The sequence below is a fragment of the Paenibacillus antri genome, from assembly GCF_005765165.1.
In the GTDB taxonomy this organism is placed as follows: domain Bacteria; phylum Bacillota; class Bacilli; order Paenibacillales; family YIM-B00363; genus Paenibacillus_AE; species Paenibacillus_AE antri.
Genome location: NZ_VCIW01000006.1, coordinates 273,309 through 293,300 on the forward strand (window position 1 = coordinate 273,309; position 19,992 = coordinate 293,300).

Sequence of the window (19,992 nt, forward strand, 5' to 3'; positions counted from 1 at the left end):
ACGACACGCGCATGAACATTCTCGTAGTAGGCCGCGGCGGCCGCGAGCATACGATCTGCTGGAAGCTGAGCCAGAGCCCGAAGGTGAGCAAGCTGTACTGCGCGCCGGGTAACGCCGGCATCGCGAGCGTAGCGGAGCTCGTCGCCATCAACGAAGGCGAGTTCGACAAGCTGACGGCATGGGCGAAGGCGAACGCCATCGACCTCGCGGTCATCGGACCGGAGGATCCGCTGTTCGAAGGGATCGCGGACGCGTTCGAGGCGGCTGGAGTGAAGGTGTTCGGCCCGAGCAAGGCGGCGGCGATCATCGAAGGGTCCAAGTCGTTCACGAAGGACCTTATGAAGAAATACAACATCCCGACGGCCGCGTACGAGACGTTCACGGATTTCGACACGGCGCTCGCCTACGTGAAGGCGCAGGGTGCGCCGATCGTCATCAAGGCCGACGGGCTCGCAGCGGGCAAAGGCGTTACCGTCGCGCAGACGCTTCCGGAAGCCGAAGAGGCGCTCCGCACGATCATGCTCGACAAGGCGTTCGGCCAGGCGGGGGATAAGGTCGTTATTGAGGAGTGCCTGTTCGGACAAGAAATGAGCATTCTGAGCTTCGTCGACGGCGAAACCGTTCGCCCGATGCCGGAAGCGCAGGACCACAAGCCGATCTTCGACAACGACAAGGGCCCGAACACGGGCGGCATGGGCACGTATTCGCCGGTGCCGCACATGCCGAAGTCGGTGTACGACGAAGCGGTGCGCACGATCATCGAGCCGACGGCGCGCGCGATGGTGGCGGAGGGTCGGACGTTCCGCGGCGTGCTGTTCGCGGGGCTCATGATCACGCCCGAAGGCAAGCCGAAGACGATCGAGTTTAACTGCCGTTTCGGCGATCCGGAGACGCAAGTCGTGCTGTCCCGCCTCGAGTCGGACCTGCTTGACTTGTTCCTCGCGACGGTCGATGGCCGTCTCGCCGAGGTACAGCCGAAGTGGAGCGACGACTCCGCGGTATGCGTCGTGCTCGCGGCCGGCGGCTACCCGGGCTCGTACAAGAAAGGCGACGTCATCGACGGCTTAGATGCGGTGACGGAGTCGACCGTGTTCCATGCGGGCACGGCGCTCGACGCGGACGGTCGCATCGTTACAAACGGCGGCCGCCTGCTCGGCGTCACCGCCACGGGCGCGACGATCGACGAAGCCCGCCGCAAGGCGTACACCGACGTCGACCGCATCCGCTACGAGGGCAAGCAGTACCGGACGGACATCGGCAAGAAGGCGTTATAATTGGAGAAGGCGTCGTTCCCTGCGCGGGAGCGGCGCTTTTCCAATTTCATGAGCAAAAAGTTATCCTAAAAAAAGGATTCTGTAAATTTGTGCAGAAGAAAATAGAATATTGTAAAACTTTGTAGACTAATTTGTGGGCTGGTGACTATTATTGGCAAGATTTTCGGATATTGAGAAAGAATTAATGGATAACATACGTGATGATAGACTTCTTACAAGTCTAGCTGAAATTAGAGAAGCTATGGAAGATATATGGGGGATGGATACACCGCGAATAATACAAGATTATACAGACCACGGTGAAAAACACTGTGAAAGATTAGTTTATTTCTGCAGTAAACTTCTTGAAGCAAACAGTGGCAAAAAACTTTCTTCAATAGAAATGTATTTGTTATTGGCTGGAGTTTACCTCCATGATATCGGAATGCAATGTGATGTAGTAAAGCACCCAGAGATCTTTGAGAAATCAAAACAATTAGGTGCAAGTTTCGATGTTGAATTTGTCGAAAGAGGTTCAAGTAATTACAATTATGACGAACAAAAAAGCATAAGACAAAACCATAATTATTTATCAATAGCTTGGATCGACTACGCCAACCGTACTGGGAATACGGTGCTTGGTAAAGCATCAAAAAGTATCCCTGAGGATTTAGTTGATGATCTTATGGATATTTGTCTATATCATACCAAATTACTGATTACGAACTGTACTCTAATATCTAACTTTGATCCAGAGATTCGAAAGCAATTAGTTGCTTCAATCCTTAGATTTTCTGATGAACTGGATATTGATAGCAATAGAGTTTCTATACAAACTGTAAAAACTTTCAATATTAATCCGTTTAATGCCTTTTATTGGTGGGCGCATGAAAAAACTAGAATTACGTTTAAAGCAAGAAATGTAATCACCATTAATATTAGGTTAAATACTACAGACGAAATTGAATATGGGGATTTCTTTTTTACTAATTTCATTGCAGAATTTCAAAGTAAAAACAAGCCGGTTTTAACAATTTTGGCACAGAACAATATTCCTATGGTAATTGACGACGAATCAAAAGTAATAGGAAGCGATAGAATTGAAAAGTTGCCAATTGAAATAGTCGGTATTATCAACTCACTAAAAAAAAAAAATGATCCATATTTTGAATTAGCGCATGAAGTCAGAACTTGGCTTAGGGCAATAAATTATGAAGTAACTGAACCGAGGAAAATAAATGATCGCGCAATTGATATGTATGCAACTTTAGAACAAGGAACAATAAAACAAAAAATACTTGTTCGGTGCATCGGAGGTGAAATAACTCACCATGATGTTGAAACTTTAGACAATACACTTGACAGGAAAATACCTCAGGGAATATTAATATGTGATCAAAGAGTATCAAAGCAAGCTAGAACTAGAGTTACTACTATAGAAGGAATAGAAATATTTAATCTTTCAGAATTTCTGCATAATAAAGTTCTTGGCCCTTACTTTAGTAGCTTAAAAGCACTGGTTGAGAATGATAAGATAAACGAGCTTTATGTCGATCTGAATTGCTATAAACAAGAAATGGACGAAAGTGGAGTGGTATTAAATACTGACTCATATAGTAGCATCGTCAGCTATATTGACAGTTGGTTAAAAGAACGGGGCAAGATGCATGTTTCGTTGTTAGGTGAGTTCGGGTCAGGTAAAACATGGTTTTGTCGGTACTATGCGTACAGGCAGATGGGAAGGTACATTAAGGATCCAATAAATGAGAGACTACCGATTCTTCTTACACTTAGATCATTCTCAAAACAAATGGACGTTAGACAACTTATTAACGAGGCATTCGTCGAGCAATATAAGTTGCCCTTCTTGGGTAATCCATTTGAATTTTTCCAAGAAATTAATAGGCGAGGGAAGCTAGTATTAATCTTGGATGGATTTGACGAAATGGCAAGACAAGTGGACTATCAAACAGTTGTTGACAATTTTTGGGAATTAGCAAAACTGGCTCATGAGAATAGCAAAGTCATATTAACTAGCCGTACTGAATATTTCCGCCTTGCGAAAGAATCAGAGAAAATTTTGGCTGGAGAGGAATTTGGGAGGCGTATGTTAGTCCTAGAGCCTCCCAAATTCGAAGTAGTCTATATTCAGCAGTTTAATGACAAGCAAATCAAACAAGTTATTTTCAATAAGTTGGGAAATGAAAAGGGAAAAGATATATCCGAGCAGATATTAAGAAACCCAAACTTATCCGAGATGGCTAGAAAACCAGTATTAATAGAATTATTGCTTGCTGCATTGGAGGAAGTAAATGCAGAGCGGCTTGACAGTTCGGCGAAAGTCTATTTATATGCAACGGATAAGCTACTTTTACGAAATATTACACAAATGAAAACCTTTACTTCAACATCAGATAAGTTATTTTTCTTATGCGAATTGGCGTGGGAAATGCTTTATAGTGGAAACCTTCAAGTGCACTTTACTACAATACCTCACAGGATAAAGGAGTATTTTGGTGAAAAGATAAAAGATCAACATGAACTTGATACATGGGACTTTGACCTAAGAAGTCAGACTTTGTTACATAGGAATGCAGCTGGGTATTATGAATTTGCACATAAGAGTTTAGCTGAATACTTTGTGGCTTTTAAATTTGCAGCAGAATTAGGCAATATGTCAAATGATTTTGTTGTAACTTATTCTGAATTAAATGGTGATCCTTGTGAGATCCCCATGAGGAAGAAAGACTGTTTTGAACTATCAGTGACTTTCGGAGAAATTCCTTTACGTAACGAAAGAATGAATGCCGTTAAAGATTTCTTAGTTGACATAGTTTCTTCCGGCAAAAATGAAGAGGAACTTTTTCACTTAGTTGAAGGAACTAGAGGTCAAACCTTCGATCAGGTAAAATATGTCGGCGGAAATTCGATGACACTTCTACGCTTATTAGGGGCAGAATTTAAACTGAGAGATTTTTCAAGGACCATTATAGATGGAGCGGACTTAATAAATACAGATTTAACTGAATGCAATTTTGAATATTCCTCCCTTAAAGAGGCAAACTTATCTGGGTGTGTGCTTAAGAGTACAAATTTCAGTAATTCGGATGTAAGTGATATAGTTTTACACGAAATTGAAATAGTTATGACTCTTGAGTGGAGTCCCAATAATAAGTTTTTGGCATGTGGAGTGAATGACGATAATATATGGATATTTGATCTAGATTCAGAGGACAATATCCCAAAAGTAATTAAGTTAAATGCAGAAAGCTATAAAATTAAATGGTTTACCCAAAAAGATATTATAGCGGTTGCAAACGCGACTGAAGGGGTTGTTCTATTTGATTCAAGGTATTTTAATAAGAAGGCAGTCTTGTTTGCCGATAGTCTAGCCTTATCTGTTAAATGTCCTAGAAATGAATCATTTTTAATTGGTGGGGGCATGAGTTTATTTGTTTGGGACGTTGGAACAACAAGTGAGATACTTCATATCCAAGAAGCAGAAGCATTTTATGATGTTGCATTGTTAAATAATGATACACAAATTGCTGTCGCCGGCCGTGGTAATGAACACAACATGGTAGAGATATATAATATTGAAGATGGGACAAAAGTAAAAGAATGGATTGCCTCCAAAAAGCATGTTAAAGTAATTGAATCCTTTGGGGGTAATGTCTTAGTTACATTATCAGATGATCAATATTTAACCGTTTGGGAAAATGGAAAAACAATTTCTAAAATACAGACAAAAGGTGCGAAATCCAGATGCTTCACTGTAAACGAAATTGACGATGTAATTTTTGTTGGACTTAATAACGGCGATATCCTTTTATGGAACAAAACAACAAGAGGTACACAAATATTTGCTAAGGCTCATAATGGAGTGGTTAATTCTTTATCATTAAGTCAAGATGGCAAGCTTCTAGCTAGTGGTGGTACAGATGGCGTCATTTGCATTTGGGATTCTGATGTTGGGAGTACTAATTTCGGTAAGCGCATAAGGAGCATTGAAGCAAAAACAAATTGTCAAGGAATGAAAATCTCGAGTATTAGAATGAGTAATAGAAGTAATTTTGACTCAGAATTCAAGATTGATGGTTATACTGCACTTTTAGAGTTTTTTTATACTCGTGGAGCTTTGTTGGATGAAGAACAAATTAAAAGAGTAGAACAAATGAAAAATATGGTAAGTGATAAAAATAAAAGTGCGGTTAGAAAGAAAAAAGTGAATTGATTTTTTCCTGTTGATGTTGTAATACAATTCATTTATAAAAACCTCGTTTGCCATTCTTGTCAACGATTAAAAAAATTTCAAAACAATGAAGCAGCGGGGATCCGTGGTCAAGACCCAATTAAGTAGACAATCAATAAACACCTAGGCTGAAAACTGGCGTCTGTATTCGACAGGCGTCAGTTTTTTTATTTTCTTGGCGGGCGTTTTCGTTGTAAAAATGAAAATATTGAATAATTCTCCTTCTGTGCCTCGTCTAATGTTGGAATATCATAAGGATAGTGCCCTTCCGTTTTAAGGAACGTGAAGAATCTCTCCATTGAGGCATTGTCTAAACAATTGCCTCGGCGTGACATGCTGATTTGGGCGCCAACCTGTGGCAGTATGTCGTGGTAGTCGTAAGTGTGTTGTATCGTGCTAAATTACCCCAAAAAATCTTGTTAGGTTATAAAAATCGTCTGTAGCTGGAAATTGACGACATGGTTGACATGGAGCCTCAACGGGTATGAATCACTTCGAAGGGCGAAGACACGGGCTTCGCAGAGGCCAACAAGCCAATCATGCCCGCCACTCCAAGTAAACCATGTCTACTTTACTAGAAATAATCAACCGTGGAGCATGACGGTTTTTGGGGTAATTTTCGATGATTAAACACAAATATGAAGATTGTCTGGAGAAAGTCGGCTATTCGACCCCTCATTGACTTAGATTTATGGAGGCAAAGTATTGAATTGCCCTCTATCGCGGGTTTCTTGAAGAATACGATTATAAATTACTTTTCCGGTCAAGATTTGTCCGTACATGTTTCGGGAGGGGAAGTACTTCTTCGGCAAATGCCTATTGACCTACGAATCGCCTTGATTTCCCTTGGGAAGGGGGATCCTTATAAGGTGGTTTTTCGTATTTCAAATCAATATTTTGAGATTTTCTTATTCCGTCATCCGCGTCAAAAATGATTGGAACGTTACTGATGAAGCGCTATTCCTTCTGAATGGAGTAGCGCTTGTGACGTTAGGTAACCCAGTCTACTATTTGGGCTGAACATTATAAAATGGGCATGTATTATATATTGTGCTGATCTATAACCGTAGGATATGTTATATTATTCCTATTAGTTCAATATTGAGGGTGAAAATATGTCTCTTGAACCTATTCCCATAAGAAAACTGATCCAAAGAACTATGTCTGGGGAAATAAGAATTCCAGCTTTTCAAAGAGGATTTGTATGGAGCTCTGAAAAGGTAGCATTTTTGTTAGATAGCATTTATAATGGCTATCCCGTCGGTTCAATTTTATTATGGAGAACTAGGGAACAATTAGCATCTGATAGGGATCTCGGTCCATTCATACTCCCTGAACCACCTGACCAGTATCCAATGGATTATGTTCTCGACGGCCAACAAAGACTAACTTCATTATTTGGTGTATTTCAAACAGAACTTACTCCTTCGACAAGCGGTGATTGGTTTGATGTGTACTTTGATATTAGAGACAAGCAATTCCTAGCGATTGCAGATAGAGAATATGTCGAGAGTCATCATTTTCCATTAAATACGCTGTTTGATTCAGTAAAGTACAGACGTGCAACAGAGAGTTTTAGTGATGATGAAAAGCAAGTGGTTGATGAGGTACAAGAAAGATTTAAAGAGGCAACAATTCCCGTTGAGACAGTAGAGACCCCTTCAAGGGAGCATGTTGCGATTATATTTGAGAGAATAAATAGAGCAGGTATTCCCCTGGATACTTACCAACTGCTCACGGCTTGGACATGGAGTACTGAATTCGACTTGAAGGAAAAGTTTCAGTTGCTCGCGGATGAACTCGAACCCTTTGGCTTTGGTGAAATCGATAGCGAACCAGACCTCTTATTAAAATGTTGCAGTGCCGTAGTTACAAACAGTGCTGCAGCAAGGGATTTAATTAATCTAAACGGTCCTGAGGTTCGTGAACGGTTCGAAGAGATTAGAAATGGAATATTACTATCCATTGAGTTTTTAAGAACACAACTTCATATCTATTCGATGAAGGTCTTACCTTATCCAGCTATGATTATTCCACTAACAAAGTTTTTTGCGACTACGAGGACAGCCGGCACCGGCTATACCGAAGTTCAGCGCAGACAGTTAATAAAGTGGTTCTGGAGAACGTGCTTTGCTAGACGATACTCAAGTAGTCTTGATAGAGCGCAAGCTTCTGATATAGCGGCAATGGCTGCATTAAGAGTTGACGGGAATCAGGATATATCCCGATTTCCATGTAATGTGGACTCCACCTTCTTTTTGAATAATCAATTCTATTTAGGTGCACTTAACACAAAAATATTCATTGTCATGCTTGCTCAGAAGCTACCAAGAAGTTTTCTATCAGGGGCGGCGGTAAACCTAGCGGAAGTTCTGAAGTTGTGCAACAGAACAGAATTTCATCATATTTTCCCTAAAAATTTTTTGGACCGGAATGGGATTGGCCCGAAAGAACAAAATGTTTTGGCCAATTTGTGCTTCTTGTCTAATGCAGACAACCAAAGAATAAAGGCAAGATCACCTCAAGAATATAAAGAATGGATTGACCGTGATCAATATAATGTTATTTTGGATAGCGGTTTAATACCAAGGGATGGACTAGATCTTGCCTACACGGATTTCTTGAGGGAAAGGGCAACTTTACTAACTGAGTTTGCAAATACACTAATTTAAAATGAGGGTCATGTAAGTGGTACTTACCAATACATGGCCCTCATTTTTAATTGAGATGTTAAGTTATTTCGGAGGTGTCCAGGAACATGAGGAATCTCATTACTGATGCTAGCGTCCTTTAAGTGCTGCGGGGATACAACAAGTGGTGGGAGTCCGGAATGGTTCCTGATGATTTCGCCAAGCCCGTGAAGCGGTTCGCATACTATGACGCAGAGCAGAGCTTCAAGCATCCGACGATTCGGCGCCATGTGATCTTAACCGGGCCAAGACGTGTTGGGAAGTCGACGATCATATATCAGATGATCCACGATGCGTTGGACAAGCAGGTGTCAGCAAGGAACATCCTCTACGTGTCATTCGATCATCCGATGTTAAAGATTTCAGGGATCGACCGAATCCTCAAAGTGTTCATTAACAATTTAGCCATTGACGAAAACATCTCACTTTTTCTAGACGAGATTCAATACGCACAAGATTGGAACTGCTGGTTGAAGGCCATCTACGGCCAAAACCCAAACTATCGAGTGATGGCAACGCAATCGGTCACTCCAGACCGAGACGACAATATGCCCGAAAGCGGCGTCGGACGCTGGGTCCAAATCAGAATTCCGACGCTCTCCTTCTACGAATACCTTGAACTGCGCGGGATCGAGGTCGCGACACTACCCGATAAGATTAAGCCGACAGCTCTAAGCGAGCTGAGCGCCAGGGATCTGAATGAACTCATGGGCAAGCTGCAGCCGTTGGAGAGACATTTTCATCGATATCTTCTGATTGGTGGGTTTCCGGAAATTGCGTTGTCGGACGATGTGTCGTATGCCCAGCGAATTATTCGCGAGGATGTCGTGGATAAGGTGCTGAAGCGGGACATGGTGGCGTTGTTCAATGTTCGGCATATCGACGAGCTGGAGCGAATCTTTCTGTACCTCTCCATGACGACGGGGAATATCATCGAGGCGGCGACGATCTCGAACCATATGGATATTACGCGTCCGACGGTGCTGAAATACTTGAACTTCCTGGAGCTTGCGAATCTCATCTATATGGGGTATCCGGTGGATATGGCGGGGAAAAAGGCGCTGAAGGCCAAGCCGAAGGTGTATCTCGCCGATGCGGCGATTCGGAATGCCGTGCTGCTGCAGGGCGTGAGGAAGTGTTGCATGATCCGGAGCAGATGGGGATGATCGTGGAGTCGGCGGTCTACAAGCATGTTCACACGGTTTATTACAACTTCAACCCTAAGGTGGGGTATTTCCGGGATTCGGCTTCGCAGAAGGAGATCTGTATTGTCGTTATGATGCCTACGGCGAAGATTCTGCTTGAGATTAAGTACCGTGAACACCCGAAGATCAAGGAGTCGGAGGCGATCGTCGAATGGTCTCGGAAGGGGAACGGCGCGAGGGCATCGCTGCTTATCACGAAGAATGCCGAGGGTTACGGGATGCTGGATCACGCGCCGATTATGCGGATTCCGGCCTTTGCCTTCCTCTATTTGCTTGGACATGCCGAGAAGTCGAGATTTCGGGAAGCGTCGCTCCGATGAGAGCGGCGTTTTTTTGTCGTCTTTATGCGTTAGATGGTAGCCGATCATCCCCTTATTTATATCACGAACACATTTACGGCTCCGCGGCGGATGGTCCGAAAACACTCTCGTCCAGTACGGATTTAGGCTGACGGAAACATTTAATAGTGCGGTCAGTCCTAGTTTTTTAGGTAACAATCCCCCGAAAGCATCATGTTTACTTCGAACGGGTCCCTTATAATGGAGTAGTTGTCGGACTTACATTTATTGGAGACACGTTCCGAAAAGGAGGAGAATGATGAGCAGTGCCAATATGCAAACATGGAGGGGACGAGCAGCTAAGTTGATGCTTGTCGCGCTGGCGGTGATGTTGGCGATTGGAGGGGTCCCCCTGCTGTCGGACGACTGGGAGAGCCGCGCTTATGCGGCGGATCACTTTACGATCGACACGGTCGCAGGGACCGGAGTTTTAGGCAACACAGGAGACGGGGGGCCGGCGACTTCCGCCCAAATCAATACGGCTTACCATGTTGCCGTAGACGACGATGGCAATCTGTATATTCCGATTTACCTCAATCATGTGATCCGGAAGGTGGATACGGCCGGCAACATCACGACGGTCGTCGGCACCGGAGTCGAGGCGAGTATTTTCGTCCCTTCGGGAGACGGCGGCCCGGCGACTTCGGCTACGTTGCGATTCCCCACGTCCGTGGCCTTCGACAGCGAAGGGAATATGTATATCACGGAAATCGGCTTTGAGCGCGTACGCAAGGTGGATAAGGACGGCATCATTACAACGGTAGCCGGCTCGAGCAAGGGTCAACTGGGCTATGACGGCGACGGCGGGTTAGCGACTTTTGCCTTGCTGAACCGTCCGGTGGATGTGGCCGTGGATCACGAAGATAATCTTTATATTGCGGATCTCTTCAATAATGTCATTCGGAAGGTGGATACAGAGAACGGTATCATCACCACGGTAGCCGGTAATGGAATCGCCGGTTACTCGGGAGACGGCGGTCCGGCGGTATCGGCGCAATTGAATACGCCCTATTCCATCGACTTCGACGGCAATGGGAATATGTATATCGCAGATCGAAATAACAATCGGGTGCGGAAAGTGGATACGTCCGGGAATATCAGTACGGTGGCCGGCACGGGAAGCAACGTCTCTTCCGGCGACGGCGGTCCGGCGACGGCTGCCGGGTTGGCTTTTCCGACCGGAATTACCGTAGACGACGACGGAACGGTGTATGTCGTGGCGAGCAACAGTAATACCGTTCGGAAAATCAGTCCGGCCGGCATCATCACGACGATTGCCGGGACCGGCGTCGCCGGGGACAGCGGCGACGGCGGGCCGGCGACGTCGGCACAGCTGAAAGTCCCGCTCGGGATCGATATGGACGATGACGGGAATCTATATGTTTCGGACTACGGCAACCACAAGATCAAAAAGCTTGAAGCGGTTACCCATACGGTCACATTCGACAAGAACGGCGGGGATACGGAGGCAACCCCAGCGACCTTGAACGTGAGGGACGGCGAGACGGCGACTGCCCTCCCAGCGCCGCCGACCCGTTCCGGCTATGCGTTCGCGGGATGGAATACGCTGCCGAACGGCGGCGGAACCGTCTTCGACGCGACGACCGTCGTGAGCGGTGATGTGACCGTATACGCCCAGTGGGGTCCTCCCAATGCTCCCGCCAACCTAAGGGCTACTCCCGGCAACGGTCAAGCGACTTTGGCCTGGGACACGGTCACGTCAGCCGTCTATTACAGCTTGTATATCGGCACCGCATCAGGTGCATACGATCCAATGCCGTTCACCACGGTGACAGGGGTTACTTACACGGCAACAGGCCTTGTCAACGATACGACGTATTATTTCGCGGTGAAGGCGCACAACGCCGCAGGAGCCAGCGGATTTTCGAACGAAGCGAGCGCGACGCCGCGAGCTCCCGAACCGTCTTCGCCGCCGGCGCCGCCGTCGGATTCCGATTCCGGTTCCGGGCGGCCTACGATTCAAGTCGTCGACGGTAACGACGATTCCCTCGTATCGAACGCCGATATCGTCCGCTCGACCGCGGGCGACGGGCGCCGGCAAGCGTCGGTCGAACTGACGAAAGAGCAGGCGGCTCGGGCGATCGACAAGCTGGGGGCGCACGAATCCGTTTTCGCGAAAATGCTTATCCCGGACGACATCGACGGTAACGTCAAGTTGTCGGTGGCGTTCCCGAAGGCTTCGGCAGATTTGCTGTCCGAAGGCGGGATCCGGATGGAGATCGCCGCGAAGCAGGCGCGTGTCGTCATCCCGAATACAACGTTCGAAGGAGTCACGGACGAACTACGGTTCCGCGTCGTACAGGCCGGGGAAGAGGACATCGAATCGATCGAAAAGGCGGCAACGACGGATCCGCTCGTGCTCGAGGCCGCAAGAGGCGGCAAGGTCGAAACCGTCGGTCATCCGACGACGATCGGATCGAACGCGACCGGCGACGGATACGAGGCGATTCTGCCGCTGACCGGCGCGCCGCTCAGCGACGAACAGCTGAAGAGCGTCGCGGTCTTCGCGTCGTATGACGACGGTACGAAGGCGCTGGCGAGAGGAAGCATCGTCCCCTATGACGGCGAAGATCGGCTTGGGATCCGCTTTCCCGTCTCCGCCGGCAAGACGGGCACGTTTGCCGTTATCCGTTGGATGCATCCGGAGCATCAAGCGTTTCTGTTCGGTTATGCCGACGGGACGTTCGCTCCGGACCGGAACGTAACCCGCGCGGAGATCGCCGCGATGTTGGTCAGGGTGTTCGACCGGGATGAGGATGCGACGCCCGGAGCGTTCCCGGACGTGGGGGATGGACATTGGGCCAAGGCGTACATCGACCGCGCCTCCGGCAGGAGCCTCATGATCGGATATCCCGACGGCAGCTTCAAGCCGGACGCGACGATCACCCGGGCGGAGATGGCGAGCGCGATCGCCCCGTTGCTGCCCGAAGCATCGGGCGCAAGCGCGGGATTTACCGATACCGAAGGAAGTTGGGCGAAAGCCGTCATCGAGCGAGCGGATGCGGCAGGTATCGTGAACGGGTATGAGGACGGCACGTTCCGCCCGAATTCGACGCTGACCCGCGCCGAGGCGGTCGCGATGCTCGACAGGCTGCTGGGCCGCGGGCCGCTGATCGGAGCGCCGCAGCAATGGCCGGACGTCACGCAAGCCCACTGGGCATACGGCTATATCCAGGAAGCGTCCATGGACCATTCCTACGAGAAGCAGCAGGACGGCACGGAGAAGTACATTTCGGAACCGTAAACCGGTTCCCGCAAGCCCGTTCATCGGACGGCTGGGCCAGCGCCCGTCTCCGGTTGAACGGGCTTGCTCTGTAATCGTAAGACATAAACTTAAGCGCCGCTCCACATGGGAACGGCGCTAGCAACGATGAGACTATCTTTTCACCACAGGCACCCAAAACTCGCCGTAGAAGGAGCCGTCATCGTTAGCGATTCGATAAGTCGCATTCGGCCCGCCGATGTAGGCGTAATCCGTGATTCGAGGCAAAACGCCGCCGAAAGCAAGATAGGTCAGCTGATCGAACAAAGCGCCCTTCTCCCCGGTTCCCGCGACCACGATGTACTCGCTCTCCGGAAACTCGATGATGCGCGTGGCGTCGCCCACGGATTTCCCGGCCTCCACTGCGAAATAATTCCACGGTTTGCCTTGATACACCTCGTTGACCGACCATTCGCGATCGTCTTTCGCGGCGCCCTTGAGCTTGTCGAAACGTCCGTCGGCCTTGAGTTTGCCCCAAAATTCGGCTTTTTCCTTCTGCAAAGCCGTCATGTCCTGGAAGTTCGAACGGATCGAGAACCCATAAGCGGTTAATGTGAATGATTTTTTGTGTTCGATCGTGTAATCTGCCATGCGAGCCTCCTTGATCCGACCGAGAGATTAACCTGCGACTTTTTTGGCGCGAAGCCACATTTCGCCGTAGTACTCGCCATGTTCGGCGGCTTTGACGAAGGTGGAGTTCCCCGGACCCACGTATTTGTAGTCTGTGATTTGTTGCAGCACGCTGCCGAACACGTTGCCTGTGATTTCATCGGCGAGCGTGTCTTGATTCGCGCCTGTGCCGGGCACGACGATGTAGTCGCCTGCGAGGAAATCGAAGACGACCGCGCCTTCCAGATCGAATTCGCCCATCACGCCGAAGCCCCGCCACGCCTTGCCGTCGAGCACGTAGTTAATTTGGTATTCTTGCCCGTCCGCGAGCGCGAGAAGTTCGGCAAGCTTCCCGTTTTCCGTGATTTCGGCTTTTTTCGCCGCCGTTTTTGCCGCGTTGCCTGCCCAATCGTTATAGTCCTCAAGTGTAACACCGAAAGCCGTCATTTTGAAGTTTTCCGCGATGGTTTGGATGGAATAGGTCGTCATTTTCTATCGCTCCCTTAAGGTTTCTCTTACAAGATCGATACTATTGGCTAAATGTATCAGAAAGTGATACTCTTTATAGATCATGAAGAAAACGGAACGGATTAACCTCATCATGCGGTACATCAATAACCGCGCGCATTTTACGATTGCCGAGATTCAGCGGGAATTCAAGATTTCCCGCGCGACGGCGATTCGCGACATTAATGAGATTCAGGAAATGGGTTTTCCGCTGACGACCGAGCTTGGGCGCGGCGGCGGCTACTTCGTCATGCAAAATCAATATTTGCCCGCCGTTCGCTTCACGCCGGACGAGCTGAAGGCGATTGTGATCAGCTTTATGGCTTCGAAAAATTCGCAGCTGCCCTATCTGCAGAATCGCCGCTCGATCACTGAGAAGCTAATCGGCATCGCGTCGCAAACGCAGCAAGACGAGCTGATCGAGCTGAATCATATCTTGCTATTTGAAAATACGAATCCTGCGAATCCGAATCTTCTGGAGCTCGACGATGCGGCGCCTCCGGAGCTGAACCAACTGATTTCGCTTGCCGTGCGGGATAAGCACTTGCGCTTGACTTATGAGGCGAGCCCTGGATGGCCGCAGTTGATGGACGTTTATTTGCTGCATATTTTTAACTCGAACGCACAGTGGCTTGCCGAGGTATACGATTTCGATATGGATGAATTTCGTTATTTACCTGTTGATATGTTGCGGGATTCGGCAATTTCCGAGAAGAAGATGAGATGGTCTGAGGAAGAGATCATGAATAAAAAACGGCTTCGTTCGCGGGAGTCCAATCTTGTGGTGAAGCTGGATGCGACCGGGATTCGGCGCTTTAAGCGTATGCACCCTCCGGGGATTATTTTATCCCTTACCGGAATGTTCCAGTCCAGCGGAATTTTTCATGCTCAATTGGATGTGTCCGATGTCGAGGCGCTGGCGTATTATGCGGATTGGCTTTTGTTTTTGGGGGGAGGGATCGAGTTTGAGCGGATTCCTGTCGAGCTGCGTACGATTTTAGAAGAGCGGTTAGCAAAATTAAAATTTCCTTGAATTCTATCCGGATTCGGCTTCGCAGAAGGAGATCGACATTGTCGTCCTGATGCCTACGGCGAGGATCCTCCTTGAGATGAAGTATCGCGATACGAAAAATGCCGAAGAATACGGGATGCTGGAGCATGCGCCGATTATGCGGATTCCGACCTTTGCCTTCCTGTACCGGACGGACATCGGCAAGAAGGCGTTGCAATTGGAAAAGGCGTCGTTCCCTGCGGGGGAACGGCGCCTTGTTCACGATGTGGGAATTGCAGATTATTGCGGCATATCCAACTCCACGGTTGCTCCCATCCCGAGATTGCGAGAAGTTGCTTAACGACAAAAGAAGACGAGATTCCCGTGGAAGCGTCGCCCCGACGAGGGCGGCGTTTCTTCGTCGCCAGGACCCCGGAGCCAATCGTGTATTGTTGTGCGCGCAGTAAAAGCGACAGCCGTATTATATACAAATTCAATATATTTATATCGAAATCACTATGTTAGTATAAACATCGAGGTCGGAGCAAGCGGGGGAAAATATGAAGAAAAAATGGTTCTATCGCATGTTGTTGTCCTACGCGCCTATTCTGCTGTTTCTGGTGCTGGCCTTGAGTTTGTTTTTTTATGTGAAATGGAATGCCGAAACGAAGGTGAGAATTCAGAACACAAACGGACTCTTCACCTCCCATGTGGCCAGCGTGCTGGATTCATCCATGAAGACCATTGAGAAATCTGTCATCCAGATGATGCTGACCGATGAGCTGATCGAAGACTATCTCAACAGCACGCAACCGACACCGCCTTATACCATTATGGAAATTTCCAATCGTCTAGCGGATCTAAGAACGATGTTTCCGATTACAGGCGACGTGTATATTTATAAATCCTCGACAGGCGAAGTCATAACGACCAGCGCATTATTCAAGCTCGACGGCTCCTTCCAAGACGAGGATTTTCTGCGGGAAGCGATTCGTCATGCGGATCCCGGAAGGTGGACGTCCCCGCGGCAGTTTCGCCAGTTTGCTTCCGACGCCTCTCAAGAGGTCGTCTCCCTTGTCAAACGGGTTCCGATTACTTCGACTACTGGAAAAGGCGTGGTCGTGGTCAACATCAAGCTCGGGGCCATCCAGAGCTTGATGAAAGCAGTTAACGCGGATACCTCGAGCTATATGCAGCTTACCGGGGGCGACGGGGCGTTGATGTACCGGACGAACGAGCCGCCGCTGGCGGAATGGGGGGTAAGCCGTGTCGAGTCCTCCTACTCCGGCTGGCGGCTTACTGTCGGCGTTCCCCAATCCGAGGAGCGGTTCATGACTGTTTTTTTGGACGGTTGGACGCTTCCGACGTTGGTTACCATGCTGCTGAGTATTTTGGTTCTTACCTACGTCACCCACCGAAACTACAAGCCGATCGAGCGGATTATGATGCAAATCGGCCAATATACGCTGAAACGCAGTTTGCAAGTCGGCAAAGGCGGAAACCATAATGAATTCCAATTCATATCGATCGCTCTGGACAATCTAATCGAGAAGACGAATGAGTATGAAGCCAAACATCAAGACGATCTGCTAATCCGGAAGCGGTACTGGTTCTACGAGTTGGTGGACGGCAATTTCTCGTTGACTGCTTCCGAATGGGAGCATGAGGCCGGCGAATTGGAGCTGCCCGACTCATTCCGGTCCACGCTTGTGGCGGTAACGGTACTTGACAACCATGAGCAATTCTTAAGAGCCTATAACACTCGCGACCGGAGTCTGCTGAAATTCGTCGTTCAGGGAGTCTGGAATGAAATATGCGGAAATCACGGCATGACCGTCTGGTCGGAATGGAAGGATGCGGACCAGCTGATTTCCATTCTATACACCGGGCAAGACCGGGATCCGGCATTGGTGCTCCACATCGCCAACGAGTTGAGGAGCTGGGTAGCCGAACACCTCCAGTTTACCGTGTCCGTCTATCTAGGCAGTACGGCCGAGGAGAGCGACGATATCCATAGTTCCTATCGAGCGGCGCTGCAAGCAGGCCAATACCGTAACCTTCATGGCTACAACAAGGTATACCCCGCAACGGAATGGAGGCTGGCCGCCAAGGGCGATTTATATGTCCATCTGACAACGGCCAGGCAGCTGGTGAAGCTGCTCCGCGCCGCCGATCCGGCTTGGACGGACCTGTTCCAACGCTTGTTCCGAGAGATGAGACAGGATGAATTGCTTCGGGATCAGTGCGCCGAGGTCGTCGCATATGTCTTCTACTCCCTGGAGAAGGAGATGAGCGAGCTTCCGGAGACGCTATTGGCGGAATGGATGGAGATCTTCCGCCGGCACCCTCCCGCGGCGATTCTGGCGAAGGAACTGAACCGAGAGATGGAAAACAGTCTGTTGTTATTCCTCCAGGCCATGTTCGACGCTTTGCGCGAATGGCGGCATGCGGAACCGAAGATGACCGCGGTGGAGCAGATTACTCAATATGTGAATAGCCACTATGCCGATCCCGACCTGTCGTTGGATCTTATCGGCGACACCTTCGGGTTGGCTCCGCGGTTGGTCAGCAAGCTGTTTAAGGCCGGAACGGGCATCCGCTTTATCGACTACGTTCTAGAACTGAGAATGAAGGAGGCGGAGCGGCTTCTGAAAGAAACGAATCTATCGGTCCAGAACATCGGTATGCAGGTAGGCTATCCACAGGTAATCTCCTTCATTCGGACATTCAAGAGGTATTCCGGCCAAACCCCGGGGGAATATCGCAAGATGTCCTAACCATCGTGACATAAAAGTTTAGAGGCGAAAAATGTTTATATCTATCCGCCATACTCGTCGCATCGCGTTCTTGGTGCAAGCCGTTTCCGCTAGCGGAGACGGCTTCTTTGCGCGGGCGGCTTCGCACAATTGATTATCCGGGGAAAAGTGTAAATTGATTACGGCTGTCTTAAGGGCCTATATTCATGGTGTGCTTGAGGCCATCCTGCAGGAGGAAGCACGGCAGAGCAAGTCCGGAACTTGTCCTTATTCATTACTGACCAGGAGGTGATTTTCATCAGCCGGATTTGGAGGCGAAATGTGCCTCTCTACCTGATGTTCGTACCCATCATTGCGTTCTTCGTTATTTTTAAATACGTTCCGATGGGCGGGGCGGTCATTGCATTCAAGAAATACAATATGATGGATGGAATTCTCCACAGTCCGTGGGTCGGATTCGACAACTTCCGTCTCCTGTTCAGCACGCCTACGCCCATTCAGATCATCCGCAATACCTTGATGTTAAGTCTTCTGTCTATCGTCATCGGATTTCCGTTCCCGATTATTCTCGCGATCCTGTTGAATGAGGTCCGCCGGATGTGGTTCAAGCGGATGGTTCAGACGCTGGTGTATCTGCCGCACTTTTTCTCATGGATTATCGTAAGCGGAATGATCGTGACGATCTTCTCGCAGCAGAACGGTATTGTAAGCGGGTGGTGGGAGAGTATTACCGGCCATACGTATCCCTTCTTGTACCGCGAAGGTTCATGGCTAGCCATCTTCGTAGGCTCCGGTATTTGGAAAGAAGCGGGCTTCAGCGCCATTATTTATCTAGCGGCTTTAACCAGCATCGACCCGGCGCTGTATGAAGCGGCCAGTATAGACGGTGCCTCCAAGTGGAAGCAGATCCGCCATGTGACGCTGCCCGGACTGCAGGTGACCATTGTACTGATGTTGATCTTGTCTATGGGCCGGGTCATGGAGGTGGGGTTCGATCAAATTTACATGCTGCAAAATTCCACCGTATCGGACGTCTCGGAAGTGATCAGCACCTATATTTACAAGGTCGGATTGATGGGCTCGCAATTCAGTCTGACGGCGGCGATCGGCTTGTTCGAATCGTTGGTTGGCTTCGTCCTTGTTCTTATCACTAACGCCATTGCAAGGAGGTTCGGACATGGACTCTGGTAACAAGGGGGGAGCGGCCCTGTGAAGCCGTCGATGGGAGAGCGCGTCTATTTGGTCGGCGTCTATTCGGTTTTGACCATCGTCGGCTTGCTATGCCTGTTGCCTCTGATGCACATCGCATCGATTTCGACCAGCTCGCTTCAGGCCGTCTCTGCGGGCCGGGTTACCTTGTTCCCGGTAGAGATGACGTTCGCGGCATATACGCAGCTGTTTGAGAACTCCCCTGTCGTATCCGCCTTCAACAATAGTGTGGCGATTACGCTGGTCGGAGTGGTTCTCAGCATGGGGTTTACGATCTTAGCCGCATATCCGCTCACTCGAGCCTATTTTTTGGGGCGCCGGCTATTTATGATGGGGATTGTGTTTACGATGCTGTTCAACGGGGGGTTAATCCCCACCTACTTGACCATCCGGAATCTCGAGCTGATCAATACCTATTGGGCTTTGTGGCTGCCAGGGCTCGTAAGCGTCTTCAACATGCTGGTGTTACGAACGTTTATCGAAAATATTCCCGGCGAAATCGACGAAGCGTCCAGGATGGACGGGTGCGGGGAATGGCGATACCTGCTCCAAGTCGTCCTGCCGCTGTCAATGCCGGTAATCGCTACGTTGGCGTTATTTTACGGCGTCGGGTACTGGAACTCCTTCTTCAGCGTCCTGATGTACATTAATGAGCCGGACAAATACAATATCGCGGTGCTGGTCCAGCAGCTGATTCAGAGTCAGATGATGCTTGCTCAGATGAACGGCCTGGAATCGTCCGAGCAGCTGAATTTGTCTCCGGACATGGTGAACTCGGCAGCGATCATCATCATGGTACTGCCATTGCTGTTCGTTTATCCGTTATTGCAAAAGTACTTCGTTAGAGGTGTCATGATCGGTGCCGTTAAAGGGTAACGAACCAAATAAGGGGGACGCGC

The 19,992-nt window shown here is 48.8% G+C and carries 13 protein-coding genes; 11 read left to right on the forward strand and 2 right to left on the reverse strand.

The features are described from left to right. The first annotated feature begins 11 nt into the window (after positions 1-11). The 6 genes from purD (at position 12) to FE782_RS12375 (ending at position 13,003) form a co-directional block, all read left to right on the forward strand. Positions 12-1,274 carry a phosphoribosylamine--glycine ligase gene (gene purD / locus FE782_RS12350; protein ID WP_138194386.1) on the forward strand — a complete coding sequence of 421 codons (1,263 nt, stop codon included), beginning with the start codon at positions 12-14 and terminating at the stop codon, positions 1,272-1,274. A 151-nt stretch (positions 1,275-1,425) separates the two neighbouring features. After that, a complete protein-coding gene (locus tag FE782_RS12355) occupies positions 1,426-5,487 on the forward strand; it encodes an HD domain-containing protein (protein ID WP_138194387.1) in 4,062 nt (1,353 codons plus the stop codon). Between the two features lie 1,133 nt (positions 5,488-6,620). Further along, entirely contained in the window at positions 6,621-8,177 is a 1,557-nt protein-coding gene (locus FE782_RS12365) for a DUF262 domain-containing protein (protein WP_138194389.1), read from the forward strand. Between the two features lie 158 nt (positions 8,178-8,335). Beyond that, positions 8,336-9,361 carry an ATP-binding protein gene (locus FE782_RS12370; protein ID WP_202914521.1) on the forward strand — a complete coding sequence of 342 codons (1,026 nt, stop codon included), beginning with the start codon at positions 8,336-8,338 and terminating at the stop codon, positions 9,359-9,361. Then, positions 9,331-9,720 (forward strand): DUF4143 domain-containing protein, encoded by a 390-nt coding sequence (locus FE782_RS32600; RefSeq protein WP_202914522.1) that lies wholly within the window; start codon positions 9,331-9,333, stop codon positions 9,718-9,720. Before FE782_RS12370 ends, FE782_RS32600 begins: the two co-directional genes overlap by 31 nt. Before the next feature lie 325 nt (positions 9,721-10,045). Next, positions 10,046-13,003 (forward strand): NHL domain-containing protein, encoded by a 2,958-nt coding sequence (locus FE782_RS12375; RefSeq protein ID WP_238392460.1) that lies wholly within the window; start codon positions 10,046-10,048, stop codon positions 13,001-13,003. 132 nt (positions 13,004-13,135) lie between these two features. Here the strand turns inward: FE782_RS12375 and FE782_RS12380 are convergent, their stop codons facing one another. Then, complete coding sequence (locus tag FE782_RS12380) at positions 13,136-13,612, reverse strand: GyrI-like domain-containing protein (protein WP_138194391.1); 477 nt, start codon at positions 13,610-13,612, stop codon at positions 13,136-13,138. 27 nt (positions 13,613-13,639) lie between these two features. Then, complete coding sequence (locus FE782_RS12385) at positions 13,640-14,119, reverse strand: hypothetical protein (RefSeq protein WP_138194392.1); 480 nt, start codon at positions 14,117-14,119, stop codon at positions 13,640-13,642. Between the two features lie 82 nt (positions 14,120-14,201). Here FE782_RS12385 and FE782_RS12390 point away from each other — a divergent pair, with 82 nt between their 5' ends. The 5 genes from FE782_RS12390 to FE782_RS12410 all read left to right on the forward strand — a co-directional run bounded on the left by FE782_RS12390 (position 14,202) and on the right by FE782_RS12410 (position 19,969). Continuing rightward, on the forward strand, positions 14,202-15,170 hold the full coding sequence (locus FE782_RS12390) for a helix-turn-helix transcriptional regulator (protein WP_274388712.1): 969 nt from the start codon (positions 14,202-14,204) through the stop codon (positions 15,168-15,170). Between the two features lie 76 nt (positions 15,171-15,246). Continuing rightward, the gene (locus tag FE782_RS12395; RefSeq protein WP_138194394.1) at positions 15,247-15,489 is read left to right on the forward strand and encodes a hypothetical protein; all 243 of its coding nucleotides are present in this window, start codon (positions 15,247-15,249) and stop codon (positions 15,487-15,489) included. Between the two features lie 199 nt (positions 15,490-15,688). After that, on the forward strand, positions 15,689-17,905 hold the full coding sequence (locus tag FE782_RS12400) for an AraC family transcriptional regulator (RefSeq protein ID WP_138194395.1): 2,217 nt from the start codon (positions 15,689-15,691) through the stop codon (positions 17,903-17,905). Between the two features lie 315 nt (positions 17,906-18,220). Beyond that, positions 18,221-19,075, forward strand: a complete 855-nt coding sequence (locus FE782_RS12405; RefSeq protein WP_138194435.1) for an ABC transporter permease — start codon at positions 18,221-18,223, stop codon at positions 19,073-19,075. A gap of 18 nt (positions 19,076-19,093) precedes the next feature. After that, positions 19,094-19,969 carry a carbohydrate ABC transporter permease gene (locus tag FE782_RS12410; RefSeq protein ID WP_138194396.1) on the forward strand — a complete coding sequence of 292 codons (876 nt, stop codon included), beginning with the start codon at positions 19,094-19,096 and terminating at the stop codon, positions 19,967-19,969. Positions 19,970-19,992: the final 23 nt, after the last annotated feature.

Bases quoted from the DNA above. Each gene is read 5' to 3' on its own strand.
- purD (WP_138194386.1), top strand. From the start codon at position 12: ATGAACATTCTCGTAGTAGGCCGCGGCGGCCGCGAGCATACGATCTGC.
- FE782_RS12365 (WP_138194389.1), top strand. From the start codon at position 6,621: ATGTCTCTTGAACCTATTCCCATAAGAAAACTGATCCAAAGAACTATG.
- FE782_RS12370 (WP_202914521.1), top strand. From the start codon at position 8,336: ATGGTTCCTGATGATTTCGCCAAGCCCGTGAAGCGGTTCGCATACTAT.
- FE782_RS12375 (WP_238392460.1), top strand. From the start codon at position 10,046: ATGCTTGTCGCGCTGGCGGTGATGTTGGCGATTGGAGGGGTCCCCCTG.
- FE782_RS12380 (WP_138194391.1), bottom strand. From the start codon at position 13,612: ATGGCAGATTACACGATCGAACACAAAAAATCATTCACATTAACCGCT.
- FE782_RS12385 (WP_138194392.1), bottom strand. From the start codon at position 14,119: ATGACGACCTATTCCATCCAAACCATCGCGGAAAACTTCAAAATGACG.
- FE782_RS12390 (WP_274388712.1), top strand. From the start codon at position 14,202: ATGAAGAAAACGGAACGGATTAACCTCATCATGCGGTACATCAATAAC.
- FE782_RS12395 (WP_138194394.1), top strand. From the start codon at position 15,247: ATGAAGTATCGCGATACGAAAAATGCCGAAGAATACGGGATGCTGGAG.
- FE782_RS12400 (WP_138194395.1), top strand. From the start codon at position 15,689: ATGAAGAAAAAATGGTTCTATCGCATGTTGTTGTCCTACGCGCCTATT.
- FE782_RS12405 (WP_138194435.1), top strand. From the start codon at position 18,221: ATGTTCGTACCCATCATTGCGTTCTTCGTTATTTTTAAATACGTTCCG.